Source organism: Halobaculum roseum, from assembly GCF_019880245.1.
GTDB classification, from domain to species: Archaea; Halobacteriota; Halobacteria; order Halobacteriales; family Haloferacaceae; genus Halobaculum; species Halobaculum roseum.
Genome location: NZ_CP082286.1, coordinates 2196235 through 2212656 on the forward strand (window position 1 = coordinate 2196235; position 16422 = coordinate 2212656).

Below are 16422 nucleotides of genomic sequence, written 5' to 3' on the forward strand. Positions count from 1 at the left end.
CCAACTTGCGGGTCCGATGAGGTTGCTTGCTACGAAATCTAACGTGGACAGAGACGCTTACATCTCAGCGTTCCGACAATCGAGTTCAGTTTCGATATCTCTGGGTGTGTATCAGGCTCCAGTAAAGGCATCGAGTGTGTCCTGGGTGATCCCTGACCGGGAATGGATCGTGACGAAGTCGTCCTCTTTGATCAGTGTTTGCCCCGTTGGGGTAATCGTCCCTTGATCACGGTTGATTCGAACGACCAGCACATCCGAGGGGATTAACCCATCCTCGTTCGCTTCTTGAAGCGTTTTGCCGGCGATTGGGGCGTGCTCTCTTACGATGATTTCGATCACGTCGGCGTCGCCCGCAAGCCCCGCGACACCCGTCACTGGTGAGGTTCCCTCTTCGTCTCGGGGTCCGAATGGGGCGTACGGATGGAAATACTCCCTGTGGACCAGGTCCTCGTCGTCGATCTCGATCCCGAGTGACGTGATCCCCTGGGCAATTCGCGTGAGGTCATCAGTGTCGGTTCCGACGACCGTAATTCGGAGGTCACCTTTTCCGGACATGATTTCTCGAACGTTGATCACACCCGGAACGTCGAGTACGCGCTGGGCCATCTCCTCCCGATCTCTATTTCCCGTACTACAGACGTAGTGATTAGTCAACCGTCCACTGACTTTCTGATAATCAATATCGGCGTGGTACCCTCGAATCACACCGTCTTCTTCGAGACGACGGATCCGATTTCGCACCGTCGGTGGCGAGACATCGACTTTCTCCGCGATATCAGGCGCGGAGGTATGACGAGCCTCCTGAGACAGATAATACAGAATCTGCTCGTCGATCGAATCGATCTGAATGGCCATATTTATACGACATCATTGAATCCGCAGTGACTTATATAATTCTGTTAGGTTTTAGTTTGGCTTTTCGGTGAAGTCACTTCATCCACTCCCCATATATTCCTCTGAAACCCCATAAATTCGAAGTATAGACTACACTCTAGCAGTCAAACGAACAGAAGGCGAAGCGCAATTCAATTACTGTATCGTTTGCTGAACCGGTGCATACTTATCTTTCCCCAATATGGCTTCGTACATGACTGCAGAGTTGCCCCGTGTTGTGTCAGCAATCGATTCGAATTCGCTGACCCGATCGAGTAGTGGAACGGTTCACCGGGTTTCATGTCCGTTCCTCTCTTCGTTCGAACGGAATTCATTACAGGTCGCGACTGGATGGGCCTGGGAACTCGGAGACCTCACAGATTCATTGGGTTGGGGGTAAAACGATGGGAAGTTCAAATCCAGATCCGACCCCCCCGGAGGATCTCTCCGATTCGCTACTTCAGCGAATTGACGAATTAGAGCTTCGCGAATTGAAATCGCTCTGTTCGTACATCCAACAGCGGATCGACGAGTTACAGCCCCTGACCGAGGAAGAGATCAAGGAGGATACGTCAGGGAAAGTCCTTGACGTCGAACGGCACGGTGCCTACACGGTAGTTCGAATGCACCCACCCGATCCGGATGGCGGCGGTGTGAATACAGAATTTACATCCCTCTATCATGTGAGTCGGGAGGAGCGGCCTGACGGCACGGACTCACTGCACTGGGCGTATCTTGGGGACGTTCACAACACTGCGCAGACCCGGTGTGAAACCTGCGGACGGACGCTCGACGACGATGGCGATGGCTGCCCGCATTGTGGCAGCGACGACGTCGACCGATCTGACACGGAGGAATAAGAGATGCCAGCGTTACTCACAGCGCATCTCGTCGTCCCAGTTGCGGAGGAAGTGGATGCACGAGAAACGGCACAAGCACTCGACGCGTACGAATACGACCGCGTCACTGTCGTTCACGTCATCGAGAAAGGGGAGGGAGTCCCTGACAAAATCCCCGTCGAACAGGCCGAGCAACGGGCAGCAGACGCGTTTGAGGCGTTTCGAGAGGTCATCACCGATATCGAAACGGAAATCGTCTATCGCCGGGACGTGGTCGGTGCCATCATCGACGTCGCAGCTGATGTTGACGCTAGTGCTATCGCCTTTCGACCCCGTGGCGGGAGCCGGATCGTCAGATTCCTGTCCGGGGACAAAGCGATGAAGCTGGTCACGGACGCCGATCGGCCAGTCATCGCACTCCCAGAAGAGGACAATACCGAATAATGGTTGAGTCAACTGGTGTTCTCACGGTCGGAGCGACATCCACGGCGGAGGTGAGTGCCGATGAGTGAAACCGAGCAGGAACTCGCGCGCGACCTCGGTTTCCTCGAAGCCTACACGATCGGCTTGGGGACGATGATCGGGGCGGGGATTTTCGTCCTCCCGAGCATCGCTGCCCAGCAAGCTGGTCCGGCCAGTATGATCTCGTTTTTCGCCGGCGGGATCGTGTCGCTGTTAGCCGCACTCTCTCTCTCGGAGCTGGCGACGGGGATGCCGAAGGCCGGTGGCAGCTACTACTACGTTAACCGTGCGCTCGGCCCGTTCTTCGGGAGTATCGTGGGCTGGGGGATGTGGGCCGGGCTCACCTTCGCGTCGGCGTTCTATATGATCGGCTTCGGTCAGTATCTTCTTCCCGGACTCGGCCAGTACGTCGGCTTCCTCGCTGGGTGGGGGCAACTCGGGATTACAGTTGCTGCCCTCGTGATGGCGGCACTGTTGACGGCCGTCAACTACTACGGCGTCAAGGAGACAGGCTCGCTGCAGAACGTCATCGTCCTGACGCTCGTGGGACTCATCGTGGCCTTCCTCGCGCTGGGGTTCATCAGTGGCCCGACTATCGGGGAGTTCAATCCGAACGGCTGGCCGGCGGTCGCGGCGACGATCGGGACGGTATACGTGACGTTCATCGGATTCGAGGTGATCGCGACCAGCGCCGAGGAGATCAAGAACCCGAGTCGAAACCTCCCGCTCGCGATGATAGCGTCGGTGGTGACGCCGACGCTGATGTACGTAGGTGTGATGTTCGTCTCGACGGGCACGCTGTCGATCGAGGCGCTCGCGACCTCCGAGGTTCCGGTGGCCGACGTTGCGACCGAATTCATGGGGTCGATCGGCGCGCTCGCGATGATCGTCGGTGCGGTCCTGGCAACCGTCTCGAGCGCGAACGCGAGCATCCTGTCGGCCGCTCGGGTCAACTTCGCGATGGGCCGTGACCGGATTCTCGTCAACTGGCTTAACGAGGTCCACGAACGGTTCCGGACACCCTACCGGGCGATCTCGGCGACGGGGATTATTACGCTCATGCTGATCGCCATCGGCGTCGGGATCGGGACGCTCGCCGAGGTGGCGAGCTTCATGTATCTCGTCACGTACGCCCTCGTTCACGTCACTGTCGTCGTGTTGCGCCGGGCGAATCCGGAGGCGTACGACCCGGCGTTCCAGATTCCGTCGGTTCTGTATCCGGTCGTCCCGGTTGTCGGGATGCTGGCGTGTTTGGTCGTCCTGTTCCAGATGTCGGTCGAGTTCGTCCCGGCCGTCTTCACACTCGGACCGGTCGAACTCGCCCTGCCCGTCACGCCGACGCCGGTCGGTGCGATCGGGACTGTGCTCGTCGCCTTCGGCATCGGCTGGTACTACTTCTATGCGCGAGACCGCGCCCTGAGCGAGAGTCTCGTCGGCGAGGCGATCGCTCCCGAGCCACCGGCGGTCGCGAACGGTGACGACCGCTACCGTGTGGTGGTTCCGGTTGCCAACCCGGAGACCGAGCAGGACCTGCTCCGGATGGCGGCGGCCAGCGCGCACGCCCACGAAGACGAGAACGCCGAGGTCATCGCCGTGAACGTCATCGAGGTCCCCCGCCAGACATCGCTCTCACAGGACCTCGAGTTTGAGGAGGAACGGGTCGAACGGCAACAGGAACTGCTGGACTCCGCTCGCGACATCGCGGCGGATCTCGATATCGGGCTGCAGACACGGGCGATCGTCGGTCGCAATGCCGGCTCGGTCATTCTAGACGTCATCGAGGAGGAGAACGCGGATCACGTCCTCCTCGGCTGGGAGGGGACTCGGAGCCGGCGTGAGCACGTCCTCGGGTCCACGATCGACCCTGTCGTAAGCCGTGCACAGTGTGATGCGACCCTCGTGAAGCTCGGTCCCGACGGTGGGCGTGGCGAGGGTGACATCATGGTGCTCGCCGGACGAGGTCCACACGCGCCGATTGCGGCCCGACGAGCGTCGGAATTCGTCGCAGCGGCCGACGACGCCTCGCTGACGCTGCTCAACGTACAGTCCCCGGAAACGGATACTGACGAGGAGAGTTCCCCCACAGAACGTGGTGAAGCGGTGATCGAGGAGTTAGCCGAACGCGCTGGAATCCAATACATGTCGTACGAGACCGAGATCAGAGTTGCTGAGGATACCGAACAGATGATTCTCGACGCGACGACCGAATACGATACGATCTGCGTTGGGGCGACTCGCTCCGGCGCGATCTCGCAGGCAGTGTTCGGGTCGCTCCCGGAGACGATCGGCGAAGAAGTAGACAAGACAGTCGTGATGGCCCGCGGTCCTGAGGAGTCGGCGATGTCTGTCCGTGAAGCGCTGCTGCGGAGATTGGAGGTGTAATCACGATGTATATCATCATCATCGGCGCCGGCGACATCGGCACGCCGCTCATCGATATTGCGACCAAGTCCGGGAACGAGGTCGTCGTCATCGAGCGCGACGAGACCAGAGCGAACCGCGCGGCCGACGAGTTCGACTGTCTGGTGCTGAACGCCGACGCGACGTCGAAGGACACGTTAGCGGATGCGGGGGCAGCACAAGCTGACGCCCTCATCTCGACGACCGACCAAGACGCGACGAACGTGATGACCTGCCTGCTCGCGAAGGAGTTCGAGGTGCCTGCGATCCTCTCGGTCGTCCACAACCCCGAGCACATGGGGCTGTTCGAGCAGATCGGTGTGAACACGATGCAGAATCCCCAACAACTTATCGCCGAGTATCTGTACCGCGCCGTGGCGCGTCCGGCAATTGTCGACTTCATGCGGATCGGAGAGGACGCTGAAGTGTTCGAGATCACGGTCACTGAAGAGGCACCGATCGCGGGGGAGACACTCAACGAAGCGGCTCAATCGGGCCTGCTCACCGACGAGATACTTGTCGTGGCGATCGAACGCGAAGGCAACGATCATCCGATCACTCCGCGCGGTGAGACGACGATCCAGGTGGGCGATCTGTTGACCGTCTACTCCGGCGTCGGAGCTGACCCGGAGATTACGGACATCTTTGGCCACTATGAGGACCGGGAGGAGTGAGGCGCCCATGATTCTCTCTGAGTACCGTCCGAGTCAGTTACTAGTCACCAGAAGGGACGCATGAACGGGGCCGTCGCGACAGTCGGACGGGACCTCGGGCGCATCCTGGAGGCGCTCGGTGGGTTGATCCTCATCTCGCTCGTCGTGCCGATCGTTTGGGGCGAGTACTTCGCGCTCCCTGCGCTCGTCGTCTCTGCCCTCGTTCCGCTAGCTATCGGCTGGGTGCTCTATCGCCGATTCCAGGACGCGGAAGCTCCCGGTCGGTTCCACGGCATGATCGTCGCCGCGTCGGGGTGGTTTTCCGTGGGTATCTTCGGTTCGCTCCCGTTCCTGCTGATCGCGTGGAGCGTGCAGCTCGGCGTGCCGGGGTTTACGACGCCGGCGCAGACGGCGACGCTCGCAGCATTCACTGAGCCGTTGAACGCCGTCTTCGAGAGCATGAGCGGCTTCACCGGAACGGGCCTCACGATGACCGACAACGAGGAGGTGCTGCCGCGGACGCTGCAGTGGTGGCGAACGTTCACCGAGTGGGTGGGTGGCGTCGGCGTGATCGTCTTGACGACGGCGATTCTCTCCCGGCCTGGCAGTGGGTCGCTGACCCTCTACGAGAGTGAGGCTCGCTCGAAGAAGATCCACCCGAGCATCGTCTCGACAGTACGGACGATCTGGTGGATCTTCATCCTGTTCACCTTCATCTCGATCCTCGCGCTGTGGTTGGCGGGGATGCCGATTTGGGGGGCGATCAACCACGGGATGACCGGACTCGCGACCGGCGGGTTCTCGATTACGGACAACTCGATTGCAACCTACGACAGCGTCGCGATCGACTTCGTGTTGATCCCGATCATGCTGCTGGGGAGCATCGCGTTCCCGGTCCACTACCTCATCCTCCAGGGCGACCTCCGGAACTTCTACTCGGATCTCCAGACGCGCTGGGTGTTCGGCTATATGGGTATCGGGTCGGCAGTATTGTGGGCGTTCCTCTATTTCGCCGGCCCCTATGAGACACCGTTTGCGGCCCTCCGATACGGCCTGTTCCAGTTCGTCTCGGCGGCGACCTGTACGGGCTTCCAGACGGCCGTCGACGCGACAAACGTCGCGCTCGGTCGGTGGCCGTCGTACGCCCAACTCACGGTGACGTTCGGGATGTTCGTTGGCGGGGCAGCCGGATCGACCGCAGGCGGCATCAAACTCATTCGGGGCCTGACGCTCGCGAAGGGGATTCGCCACCAGATCGCGGACGTGTTCTACCCCGAGAGTGCAGTGCGTCGACTGGAAATCAACAATCGGCGGCTGAACGAGGACGAGGCGAGTCGCGAATTCATGGAGGCGGCGATCATCGTCGTCCTCTGGAGTACGTTCCTCGTCGTGGGGACGTTCCTGCTGTTGCTCACACTGCCGTCGGGGGAGTACTCGCTCGCGAACGTCCTCTTCGAAGTCGCGAGCGCCCAGGGGAACGTGGGCCTTTCGTCGGGGATTACCGGCCCTGACTCGCTGCCCACGATCGGGAAGATCGCGTTCCTCTTCCACATGTGGATCGGTCGCCTCGAGATCATCCCGGTCCTCGTGATGCTCCGAACGATCTTCAAGCACGGAGGGGTCTACCGATGAGATCGCGTGACATCCCCGTCGTGTCCGCCGTGTTCGAGGCCGGGGCCGACGACCGGATTTTCGACTTCCTCCTGCTCGTCGGGCCCCTCGTCATCGGACTGATCGTCGTCCTCGGGCGGTCGCTCGTCACCGAGGCAGTTGCGATAGCCTATATCGCCGCCTTCCTCGGGTACACGCTGTATCGCGGCGTTCGACCAAAACTATCCAATACAGGATGACAACTGAGATGCCTCCGCGATCAAGGCGAGCGCGATTCGCAGGATTCCTTCAGCGGTGGTTCCACTGGTGTGTCATCTGGGGAATTCGGGGACTGCTCATTAGCGCCGTTCCGTTCCTGGGATATATCGTGATTGGCGGTGTTTTAACTCTCGTCGAAAGTCGATTGGCACCGGCACATTTCCTCTCGATGACGGCCGATCCCGGGTTCGTGCTGACGGGTACGCTCGTCTGTCTGTTCATCGTTGAGACGACATCGTCGTTCGTTCTCTACTATTTTCTCACTGGGTTCGAAGACGAACGGTCGCAGTTTGTTCTCTCGCTCTTGTGTAGCACTTTGTTGATCTCACAGCGTAGCTTTGATAGCGTGTTTGAGCGCTTCTCTTCCCGGTTTCCGCAGTAGTTTTCGTCGAAGCTGGAACGCTCGGAGATACTGTGTGAGCTTATCTTTTGAGACGCCTCGATGAGGCGAGAGCCACGGTCGCAGCAACGATCCGTGGCTCTCGCAGGTATTGACGTGGACGTCTTCATTCGCGTATTCGCCGTCGCCGTGGACGACGTATTCGCGGTCGAATGCGTCGTCCTCGTCGAGTGGGTCGTAGGTACGAAATCCGTCAGTGTAGACGGTCAGTGGCTCCTTCTCGCGGTTTGCGAGAAGGAGCCGAACCGTCGATTCATCGGCGGATTTCGCGGGGATCACATACCGATTGCCGGTGCCGCGATCGACGATCGTGAACACCGGCGGTTTGTCCTGCTCGTACGATCCTCGTCCACGCGTGGACAGGCCACGCGAGCGCGACCGACCGTCGCGCTCGCGGCCTTTCAGCCCTGCAGAAACGTAGACTTCGTCGATTTCGACGGGACCGACGAGGTCGAGCGAAGGCGCGTCGAGCGCCTTCGTGAAGCGCTCGACGCGCTGGTAGATCGTTTTGTACTGAACGTCGATTTCGAGCTGAAGTTGGCGAAGACTCGTGTTAAACCGGAGAAACGCGTAAATCGAGAACAGCCACTTCCTGAGCGCGACTTTCGAATGGGCGAAAATCGTGCCGGTCTTGTCGTTGAATGTGCGGTCGCAATTCTTACAGAGATAGCGCTGAAAGTGCCCATAGCTGCCGTTCTTGACCGTTCGGTCAGAACGGCAGCGAGGGCAAGTAACACCGTTACGCCAGCGAACCTGCTGCAACAGGTCCGCTGCGACCGATTCCGACCCAAACACATCTAGCGGAATCATGCCTAACGGACACCGCTGACGCGGTGTCCTTGCTCTCTTCGATTCTACGGCGACAGCTAAGCGCCATCAACAATCTCCTACAGAAGAGCGTTGTTCTCTTGATGAGCTATATCGGGCTTGGGTTCGGTGGGGCCGCCCTGCGAATGCTTCTCCCGTCGTGTCTCGCGTTCCTGTCGAGTTGGCTCTGATTCGATGCGTAGGTGAACTCGCGCTGTCGTTCAAAATGGGCCAGTTGAGGGCGGGTAAAATCGCAGAGTCGGTCGTAATACTACCGAAGTAATCGGTGTGAACAACCATACCCTGTGTCAATGCTCTTTCGATTGACCCCAGACAGTACGGCACCACAGCATGGATTTGGGGTGAATGTAAACCGAACTTGTTCCGCCGAGGACTCAATATAATCGAGGATGATTGCCTTGTGTGGATCGGCGACAGTATATCCAACTGTTCGGTGCTGGTGGCCTCGGCTCTCTCGCGGGATGTAGTGGTGCCAAGCCCGCCTCTGATACGACAACGTTGACTGACGATCCACTGACGCTCGCAACAGCAACGACGGTTCATGACAGCGGATTGCTCGGTGAATTGACCGCGGGGTTCGAACAGGAGTTCGGCGTAGCGGTGGCTGCGATCGCACGCGGGACTGGCGCGGCACTCGAAACTGCTCGGAACGGTGACTGTGATGTTGTTCTCGTCCATGCTCGGCCGTTAGAAGACGCCTTTCTGCGCGAGGGAGACGGAGTCAATCGCCGGGCAGTCATGGTGAACGATTTTCTCGTGGTCGGGCCGCCGGACGATCCTGCCGATATCGCCGGAACGGGGCCGATCGAAGCGTTCGAGGCTATCGCAGCCACCGGGTCACCGTTTATGTCACGAGGCGATCGCTCGGGGACACATCTTCGTGAACGTCTGTTGTGGGACGAAACATCCATCGAGCCTGGCGGTTCGTGGTATTCGGAAACTGGCCAGGGGATGGGAGACACACTCACGGTGGCTGCTCAGCGGGGGGCCTACACCCTGTGTGACCGCGGGACGTTTCTCAACGTGATCGAGGACCAATTACTCGTGTACGTCGAAGGTGGTATCGAGGACCCTCCACCATTGCTACGGAACGAATACGCAGTCATCCCGGTCAATCCCGACCGCCACGATGTCGCCTATCCGATGGCGATGGCGTTCGTCGGATATCTCACGGGGTCGGGCCAGGACCGCATTGACGAGTTTCGGGTCGGCGGCGAACGGGCGTTTCGGTCGGTAACTCCGTCTGAAGCCTCGGCATTCGAGCAGTACGTTCCGAGCGATTGGAACGAAAGTTCGACGGGAAGCTGAGCTGTCGTGGTCGGTACGCACTTGCGTCCTTTGGACCGAGCGTCCAGATACTGCCTGAAGGGTAGTGGAAAGTCGACCGATTATTGCTCCAGAGGAGCTATATGGCACTGAGGGGGAGGCCGTGAACCACGCGGTATCCAGTTACTTCGCCAAGTCGCAACTCCGCCAAGACATCATCATCTTCGAGACACAGGACGGATACAAGAACGATAATGTCGGCAGCAGTGCCGTCGAGATGTTCCGTCAGAAGAACACGCCTCCGCGGTTCAGCTTCAGACAGGGGTCACAGGAGACAGTTGGGCACGTCTCTATGTCCGGCGGCTCTATTGTGGCGCGATGGGGACGGACTAGGATCTTGACGCTTACTACCGCTATCCAGTTCGGTTTGAGGGTTCCGAAACTGGACGCCCCGACGACGCCGAGGCCTACGAGGGTGCCAGTATCGTTGAGGAGGACAACTAAGCAAATTGTGTTTGAAGGAGTGCATCTGCGTTCTCAACCTCGAATATTTTTGACCCTCGGAAAACCGACAATGGTAGTTTGCGGTCGTCGTCTGCATACTCCTCTCGCCACAACTCCGCTAATTCTACGAACGCACTCGCCGTCACTAATCGAATGTCCGTCCCAACCTGCATCTCCAGCTGCAAGGCGTTCTCTTCCGCCTGTTCGGTGAAGTCTGGTGCGATAATTAGGAACCATTCAACGTCGTGTTGGTCATTTTTCGTGTCGATGTAGTTCTTGATCTTGCTCCGAGCATCACTCCCGAGACGGAATTTCTGGCGGCGACGCTTGTTATCCCAGAGTAACCATTTCCCATCTTGCTCAATTTCTCCGTCTGCAACCACACCCGTCGAGTGCTGGCCGAGCTGGTTCGTCCCTTCAAGTTTGAACACCTCAGAGAAGATCTCTGTAGTTGCATCTTCAAAGAGCACGTCCAGTTTTTCCTCGGGGTTGTCCGCGTCGACTTGGTCCTGGAGTTGGGGCGGAACCGACGTTACCGATCCATCTGCGATATCCTTGAACGCATCCAAATAGAGGTCAACTGCGGGCTCTCCTTCCTCAACGGATTTCTGAGACTGCTCGAAGTACTCGATGATTGCTGACACCATTTCGTCGGTCTTCAGCTTGTGTGCGTCAAGTCCGTATTCGTCGACGATATCTTTGAGGTCCTCCTTCGGGACGACTTCTTTTAGCAGTTCGCTGGGGTAGACGCCCGCGGTGACAATGTTCTCTCGGCGGTTCGCGTTCTTCCCGTAGTTCTTCCCGGTGACATCGAACTTGTCTCGTGCCTCAAGGAGGATTGATCGACGGTCGAAGACATCGAGTGTTTCGAGCATCTGTCGGAAGTTCTCGTCGGACATCTCGTAGTAGAGCCAGTCTTGGACGATATCGACGTAGTCTTCGGGAATTCCGACGAGCTCGTCGTAATCGTCGTCAGTGACCTCGTACACGAGTGCTTGCTCTTGGAGCGACCAGAGGCCCTTCTCGATAGTATCGATGGCGTGTTCGGGATTGTCTGATCGGGAAACCTTCGGGAAACGGTCGATAGCTGAGAGTCGTTGGAAGAAATCCAACCACGTGTAGTAGTCCCGTTTGTTTTCATGAGAGCGGTTGTGGAGCTCAAAGTAGCTGTACACCATGTGGAGTTCAGAATCATCAACTTGGTTTTTATAGTCGACAGCGGCCTGCGCAAGGTGGAGAAGTTCGTCGTTCTCGGGGAAAGAGTCGCCGTCGTTAGATTGGATAAGGGTGCGTTGCCAGTCTTGGACCGCATCTAAAAGAACGTTTTTCGCCATATTGTACTCGGGCTGCTGGATGAGCTGGCGGAGTATCCCGTAGCGAATGATGAGTGCCTGGTACGGTGAGTTATTTATCGCGCTAAGCCGAGGAGGGGTGAAGTTATTGAGTTCTTGTTTGAGGCGCTCGTGGGCGGCAAGTGCAGGGACGTATTCGTTGAGATACGCGTCCCGATCACTGAAGCCATCGTGCTTGAAGGATTCAGGATCAAAGTCATCTGTCTTAGTTTTAGTGCTACCTTTGATGAATCGGTCGCGTTCGTAGCTGTTCCAGTCCCTGTCGATGAGTTCCCGGAGTTCCATATGTCGCCAAGTTATAACTATCCAATATACTTCAAGATAGCTCTCGAAGATGTTATTAGAAATACAGTAATTCAACCATTGACGGTTTTTCACACCGCTCTTTCGGTAGATAAATCACTACACAGTCTAACTCTTCGACGAGATTGATTATGGAAATATCTGATCGACTTCTTACGTTGTACACCGCTGAAGTGATGCAACAACAGGATCAGTACGTACTGGAGGTTCCGAAAGACGAGATAGCTCTTGGAGAGATTGAAGACGGCGAGGTGTACCGTGTTGCAGTACTCACTGATGGGGAGGCCGGAGGCAGCTCTGAACAAGCGGTTCGTCCTCAAAGACACGACAGGCAGCGTCAGCCTCGACCAGCGGAGTTCGATGGACCGCCCGTAGAAGTCGGCGATGAACGTATGGTGGAGATAGAGTCGACAGGTGAGGAAGGAGATGGTATTGCGAAGGTGGACCGCGGCTACGTTGTGGTCGTACCGGACGCTTCTGAGGGCGACAAAGTCCGAATTGAGATGGATGCGGTGAGAGAAAATGTCGGATTCGCGGATGTCGTTGAATATATCGACTGACTCGCTGACTGCTAGAACCTTACGGCTCTGTTAAAATTCTCAACAGCCACTAAACTCTCCCAAATTGAAGGAAGTATTGGAGTCATATCGAACAGGATGTATTTTAATATAGTAGAGCTAATGTATTTTGGATGGGGAATAAGCCGTCCTCACGGTGTCACCCTTTCCCCATTCCCCCTCAGTTTCCCGTGGAAGAACCCGAAATTACTCTGTTCGTAATCTTTCCCATATTTTCGACAATCATCGCACAGATAGCTAGTAAAGTTATCTATGTCATATTGTTCAGTGAGCGCGTCCTCCCCACACAGCTCGCATCTCACATGTTGATCATACATGCAATCATAGAAAGAACTCATGAATAGGTCGTATGCTTGTCCTGACAGCAGTTTCATCGCTTCTTGAGTGGAACGAACAATAGCCGTGTGCTGCATAGATGCTCTCAACTCGGCACGCTATCCCTATCAGAACCCGTTGCTCGAGAGCACTAGGCCGCTATTCGAGCCGATTCTGCAGCGTCGAAACCGTGTGGAGTTCGGTGAATCCGGATTCGTCGATCCGCCACGCACTCGGCGGCGAGTTCTCGCTGTACTCCTTCTCGACCCGCGGCGTCCCGTCGGCCGGTCGGTTCAGCGCCGTCAACACCTCGTGGGCCTCGCTCCGCGCGGTGGCGATCCAGATCGCCGCTTCCGGATCCGGCGCCGCGAGTTTGTCGTAGTCCGCGGGGGCCGCCCGGTAGATATCGTGGTTCGTGCGTTCCGCCTCCAGCGTCACGACGATCTCGCCGTCCGCGTCGAGCCCGACCGCGTCGTACCGATACTCTCCGTTCGGGTGGTCGTAGTAACGACGTGCCTCGACGGCCGCCGACGAGTCATCGTCGACGAACGCCTGCTCGATGTACTCCTGCCCCAGCACCACCATCAGCGTGTGGAGGCTGGATTCAGCCACGTCGCCGACGCCGTGGCCATGGGCGTCTCCCTCGCGGTGTGGCTCGCGCAACAGCACTCGACCCTCCGGCGTGACCGTGTACAGGGTGTGGGGCGTGTCGCCGTCGTGGCGAAGCAGACCCGCGCCGAGCAGCTCGTCGACGGCGTCGCTGTCGAGCCCACAATCCGCTCGGAGCGTGTCCATCCCGTCGCGACGCAGGTCGTACGCGAGCGGGTCAAGGCGGCGCTGTTGAGCCGCATACACCGCCTGCAGGAACAGCAGTTGCGCGTGCGTCCAGTCGGCCGCGTTGCGCTCCCCTTCCGACAGCGTGAGTGGGATCGTACACACCGGCACACGCTCTGGGTCGAGGTCGGCGCGGTCCCCACAGCAGTCGACGCCACGTCGGATCCCGTCGACGCTCGGCTCGTAGCGAGCGCCGCAGGTGTCACACACGATCGCGTGGGCCTCTTCGGTGTAGGTCACCGCCTCGGGCAGCCGGTCGGTCGTCGGCAGCGCCGAGTCGACCGCGCTCCCCGGCCGGTCGGTGCCCGGGGCAGGACCGTCGGGATCCCCCACCGTGTCCGCCGTTCCCGCGTCCGCGAGGGTGAGTCCGGCGTCATCCCGCGTGCGGGCGACGCACGTCTCGTGTTCGGCGCGAAACGCGGCCGCCCGCGCGTCGGAGAGCCCGTCGTCGGCCTCCGGGTGCCCCGGCGGCAGCGGAAGCGACTCGACGACGAACGGCTGTGGCTCGGGGGCGTCGAACGGCGCGGGCAACGTGGTGAGCCACTCGCCGCGGGAGAGCGCTCGGAGGCGGGTGCCGACCGCCTCGGCGCCCATCGCGTCGGTCGCGAGGCGTTGCTGGAGGCGGGTGTCCAAGGCGACGTTGCCCGTGACGAGCGTCGAGACGTTGTTCATCAGCTCGCTGTACGCCTCCGGGTCCGTCTCCCGGAGCTGGCCCGGGAACTGCATCGCGAGCGTCACGCTCAGCCCGAACGCTCGCGACTGCGCGAGCAGGTCGCTCAGAACCTCCGACACCGCGAGATCCGCCGCCTCCTCGAGATAGAGGTTGACCAGCGGGAGGTCGTCCTCGTCCCGGCGGCGGTGGCGCTGCCGAAGGGCACTCCAGAGGTTCGACAGCACGACGAGCGCGAGTGACTGTTGGCTCTTCGCTCGGACCCCGCCCGTGTCGATGACGACGAGCGCGTCCTCGTCGAGCACGTTTCCGAGCTCGAACGTCGGCGTGTCCGGGTCGTCGCCGGCGACGTGGTTGAACACGCGGGCGAGGCGATCATCGAGGGGGACCTTCTCGACGCGGTTCGCGACGCCCTGCATGATCCGGGCGAACGCCTGGGGGTCGTTCTCGGCGACGCCCGCCAGCATCGCCCGGAGGTCGTCGTCGCTCACCAGAGGCGGCTCCCCCTCCCTGCGGAAACGGTGGACGGCCCGCTCCAGGTCGCGGTGGGCGAACGCGTCGGCGCCGTACTCGGGGTCGAACAGCGCCTTCACGAGATATCGGATCACGTCCGGCGAGCGGACGGCGCTGTCGAACGCCTCAGCGCCCGTGATCGCCCGGAGCAGTTCGAGGTAGTGGTCGGTGACGTCCTGCACGGCGGTCGTTCGGGGGACGCCCGCCGCCAGATCGTCGCGGATGTCGAACAGCGACAGCGCCGGCAGCGTCTCGCTGCAGTCGAAGTAGTAGACGTCGTCGAGGTCGCCGTGTGCGGCGTAGTGGGTTCGGAGGAGGGTCGTCGCCATCTCGTCGCCCTTCGGGAGGACACAGATGTCCGCCCCGTCGGTCACCGTGTGGTTCTCGGTGATTGCGCGGACGAGGGCCGTGGATTTCCCGGAGCCGGTCTTCCCGAACCACGCGACGTGCAACGGCTGCAGGGACGGCGGGAGCGCGACCGTCGTGTCCGTCGCGGTGCCGTCTCTGGTTCGTGGCCGCCCGATCGCGAGGCCGCGGTCGTACCGGGCGAGCGCGTCCGCCGGCGGCGGCGCGAGCCCCGTTCGCTCGGCGGGGAGCGCGCCGAGTGCGCGGCGGGCCGTGTCGGTGAGCGCGGCGCCGTCGAGGAGGGCGACGTGGGGGACGGTCGTCGAGTCGGCGACGATCCGCGGCGAGCGGTTGCTCGCCAATGGGAGACGGCGAGCCAGCCGGCGCGTCGCCGGCGGGTCGCGGAGGGTTCGCTCCCGGATGGCCTCGCGAAGCGCGTCTCCCGGGTCGTCGTGGGTGACCGGCCGCAGGTCGTAGAAGTCGCCCCCGACGGCGGTGAACGACGCCGCCAGATCGCGGGCGCGGCGAGCGGCGTTCGGGCCGGCCGCGAGTACTCGGGCGTTGAGGTCGTAGCAGTTGCGGGCGGACTTCGCGAGGATCGCGTCGATCCGGGTGCCCGGGACGCTGCCGGTGTCGCCGCGGCGGTGGGCCGACCGGCGTGGAGCGTGGCGGTCCGTCGCCTCGGGGTCGTGGTCGTCAGTGAGTGGGAGGAGGGCGCCGGCGAGGCGCTGGCCGACGGTGTCGCGCTCGCGGTCGAGGCGCCGGACGCGAGCCTCGGCTTCGCCGCTCCAGTCGGGCTTGGGTCGGAGCAGCGCCTGGTAGGCGGTCGGAAAGTCGGCGGCGGCCAGCCCTTCCACGACGGAGGTGAGCGGGAGCGTGGGGGCGTCCTCGACGCGGGCGGTGTCGTGTTGCTCCGGCGCATCCGAGAGCGCGGGCGGGCGGAGGCGCGTTTGCCAGTCGTCGCGGCGCTCGCCGACGCCGTGGATTTCCGCGATCGCGTCGGCATCCGTCGGGAGGTCGGCGAGGGGATCGGCGTCGTGGGCGGCGAGCGCGTAGCTGTCGGGGAGCAGCCGACTCGCGACGCGGCGGAGCGCGTCGAACCCCGTCGCCTCAGTCCCGAGGTAGTAGTCGATATCGTCGCCGTCGGTGGTGAGGAGGATCTCGATCGTGTAGTCGTCGAGGGCGCGGTGGAGCTGCTCGAACTGGTCGGTGATCCGCTCGGCCGGCAGCGGGTCCGGGCTCGGCGTGATCTCGAGGTAGACGCGGGGGGCCATCGGTCAGTCGTCGCGTGCGAGGGCATCCGGTTCCGAGGTGGTTAGTGTCCGGTGCGGGGCAGCCGTCGGTCGAACGATCTGCATCATACGGGTCGCTCTCGGTGACCGGCGAAGTACTCACGGCGGGACACAGTGTTCGGTGGG

General features: G+C 60.5%; 11 protein-coding genes. 7 read left to right on the plus strand and 4 right to left on the minus strand.

Going from position 1 to position 16422, the window contains the following annotated elements:
* Window positions 1-111: 111 nt before the first annotated feature.
* Window positions 112-855 (minus strand): Lrp/AsnC family transcriptional regulator, encoded by a 744-nt coding sequence (locus K6T36_RS11150; protein ID WP_222921348.1) that lies wholly within the window; start codon window positions 853-855, stop codon window positions 112-114.
* A gap of 881 nt (window positions 856-1736) precedes the next feature.
* Here K6T36_RS11150 and K6T36_RS11155 point away from each other — a divergent pair.
* Genes K6T36_RS11155 through K6T36_RS11175 form a run of 5 tightly spaced genes read left to right on the plus strand, consistent with a single transcriptional unit; the run spans window position 1737 to window position 7077 of the window.
* Window positions 1737-2156 (plus strand): universal stress protein, encoded by a 420-nt coding sequence (locus K6T36_RS11155; protein WP_222921349.1) that lies wholly within the window; start codon window positions 1737-1739, stop codon window positions 2154-2156.
* Between the two features lie 60 nt (window positions 2157-2216).
* Entirely contained in the window at window positions 2217-4556 is a 2340-nt protein-coding gene (locus tag K6T36_RS11160) for an amino acid permease (protein WP_222921350.1), read from the plus strand.
* 5 nt (window positions 4557-4561) lie between these two features.
* On the plus strand, window positions 4562-5248 hold the full coding sequence (locus K6T36_RS11165; RefSeq protein WP_222921351.1) for a potassium channel family protein: 687 nt from the start codon (window positions 4562-4564) through the stop codon (window positions 5246-5248).
* Window positions 5249-5308: 60 nt separating this feature from the next.
* A complete protein-coding gene (locus K6T36_RS11170) occupies window positions 5309-6859 on the plus strand; it encodes a TrkH family potassium uptake protein (protein ID WP_222921352.1) in 1551 nt (516 codons plus the stop codon).
* Between the two features lie 20 nt (window positions 6860-6879).
* A complete protein-coding gene (locus tag K6T36_RS11175) occupies window positions 6880-7077 on the plus strand; it encodes a hypothetical protein (protein ID WP_225935103.1) in 198 nt (65 codons plus the stop codon).
* Between the two features lie 344 nt (window positions 7078-7421).
* Here the strand turns inward: K6T36_RS11175 and K6T36_RS11180 are convergent, their stop codons facing one another.
* Window positions 7422-8306, minus strand: coding sequence for an IS1595 family transposase (locus K6T36_RS11180; protein ID WP_222921354.1), 885 nt, complete (start codon window positions 8304-8306; stop codon window positions 7422-7424).
* 420 nt (window positions 8307-8726) lie between these two features.
* Between K6T36_RS11180 and K6T36_RS11185 the strand changes: the two genes are divergently transcribed.
* A complete protein-coding gene (locus K6T36_RS11185; RefSeq protein ID WP_222921355.1) occupies window positions 8727-9632 on the plus strand; it encodes an ABC transporter substrate-binding protein in 906 nt (301 codons plus the stop codon).
* A gap of 458 nt (window positions 9633-10090) precedes the next feature.
* Here the strand turns inward: K6T36_RS11185 and K6T36_RS11190 are convergent, their stop codons facing one another.
* A complete protein-coding gene (locus K6T36_RS11190; protein WP_222921356.1) occupies window positions 10091-11731 on the minus strand; it encodes a hypothetical protein in 1641 nt (546 codons plus the stop codon).
* A 149-nt stretch (window positions 11732-11880) separates the two neighbouring features.
* Between K6T36_RS11190 and K6T36_RS11195 the strand changes: the two genes are divergently transcribed.
* Window positions 11881-12309 (plus strand): TRAM domain-containing protein, encoded by a 429-nt coding sequence (locus tag K6T36_RS11195; RefSeq protein ID WP_222921357.1) that lies wholly within the window; start codon window positions 11881-11883, stop codon window positions 12307-12309.
* A gap of 492 nt (window positions 12310-12801) precedes the next feature.
* Here K6T36_RS11195 and K6T36_RS11200 read toward each other — a convergent pair whose 3' ends face one another.
* Window positions 12802-16278 carry an ATP-binding protein gene (locus K6T36_RS11200; protein WP_225935104.1) on the minus strand — a complete coding sequence of 1159 codons (3477 nt, stop codon included), beginning with the start codon at window positions 16276-16278 and terminating at the stop codon, window positions 12802-12804.
* Window positions 16279-16422: the final 144 nt, after the last annotated feature.

Bases quoted from the DNA above. Each gene is read 5' to 3' on its own strand.
- K6T36_RS11150 (WP_222921348.1), bottom strand. From the start codon at position 855: ATGGCCATTCAGATCGATTCGATCGACGAGCAGATTCTGTATTATCTG.
- K6T36_RS11155 (WP_222921349.1), top strand. From the start codon at position 1,737: ATGCCAGCGTTACTCACAGCGCATCTCGTCGTCCCAGTTGCGGAGGAA.
- K6T36_RS11160 (WP_222921350.1), top strand. From the start codon at position 2,217: ATGAGTGAAACCGAGCAGGAACTCGCGCGCGACCTCGGTTTCCTCGAA.
- K6T36_RS11165 (WP_222921351.1), top strand. From the start codon at position 4,562: ATGTATATCATCATCATCGGCGCCGGCGACATCGGCACGCCGCTCATC.
- K6T36_RS11170 (WP_222921352.1), top strand. From the start codon at position 5,309: ATGAACGGGGCCGTCGCGACAGTCGGACGGGACCTCGGGCGCATCCTG.
- K6T36_RS11180 (WP_222921354.1), bottom strand. From the start codon at position 8,306: ATGATTCCGCTAGATGTGTTTGGGTCGGAATCGGTCGCAGCGGACCTG.
- K6T36_RS11190 (WP_222921356.1), bottom strand. From the start codon at position 11,731: ATGGAACTCCGGGAACTCATCGACAGGGACTGGAACAGCTACGAACGC.
- K6T36_RS11195 (WP_222921357.1), top strand. From the start codon at position 11,881: ATGGAAATATCTGATCGACTTCTTACGTTGTACACCGCTGAAGTGATG.
- K6T36_RS11200 (WP_225935104.1), bottom strand. From the start codon at position 16,278: ATGGCCCCCCGCGTCTACCTCGAGATCACGCCGAGCCCGGACCCGCTG.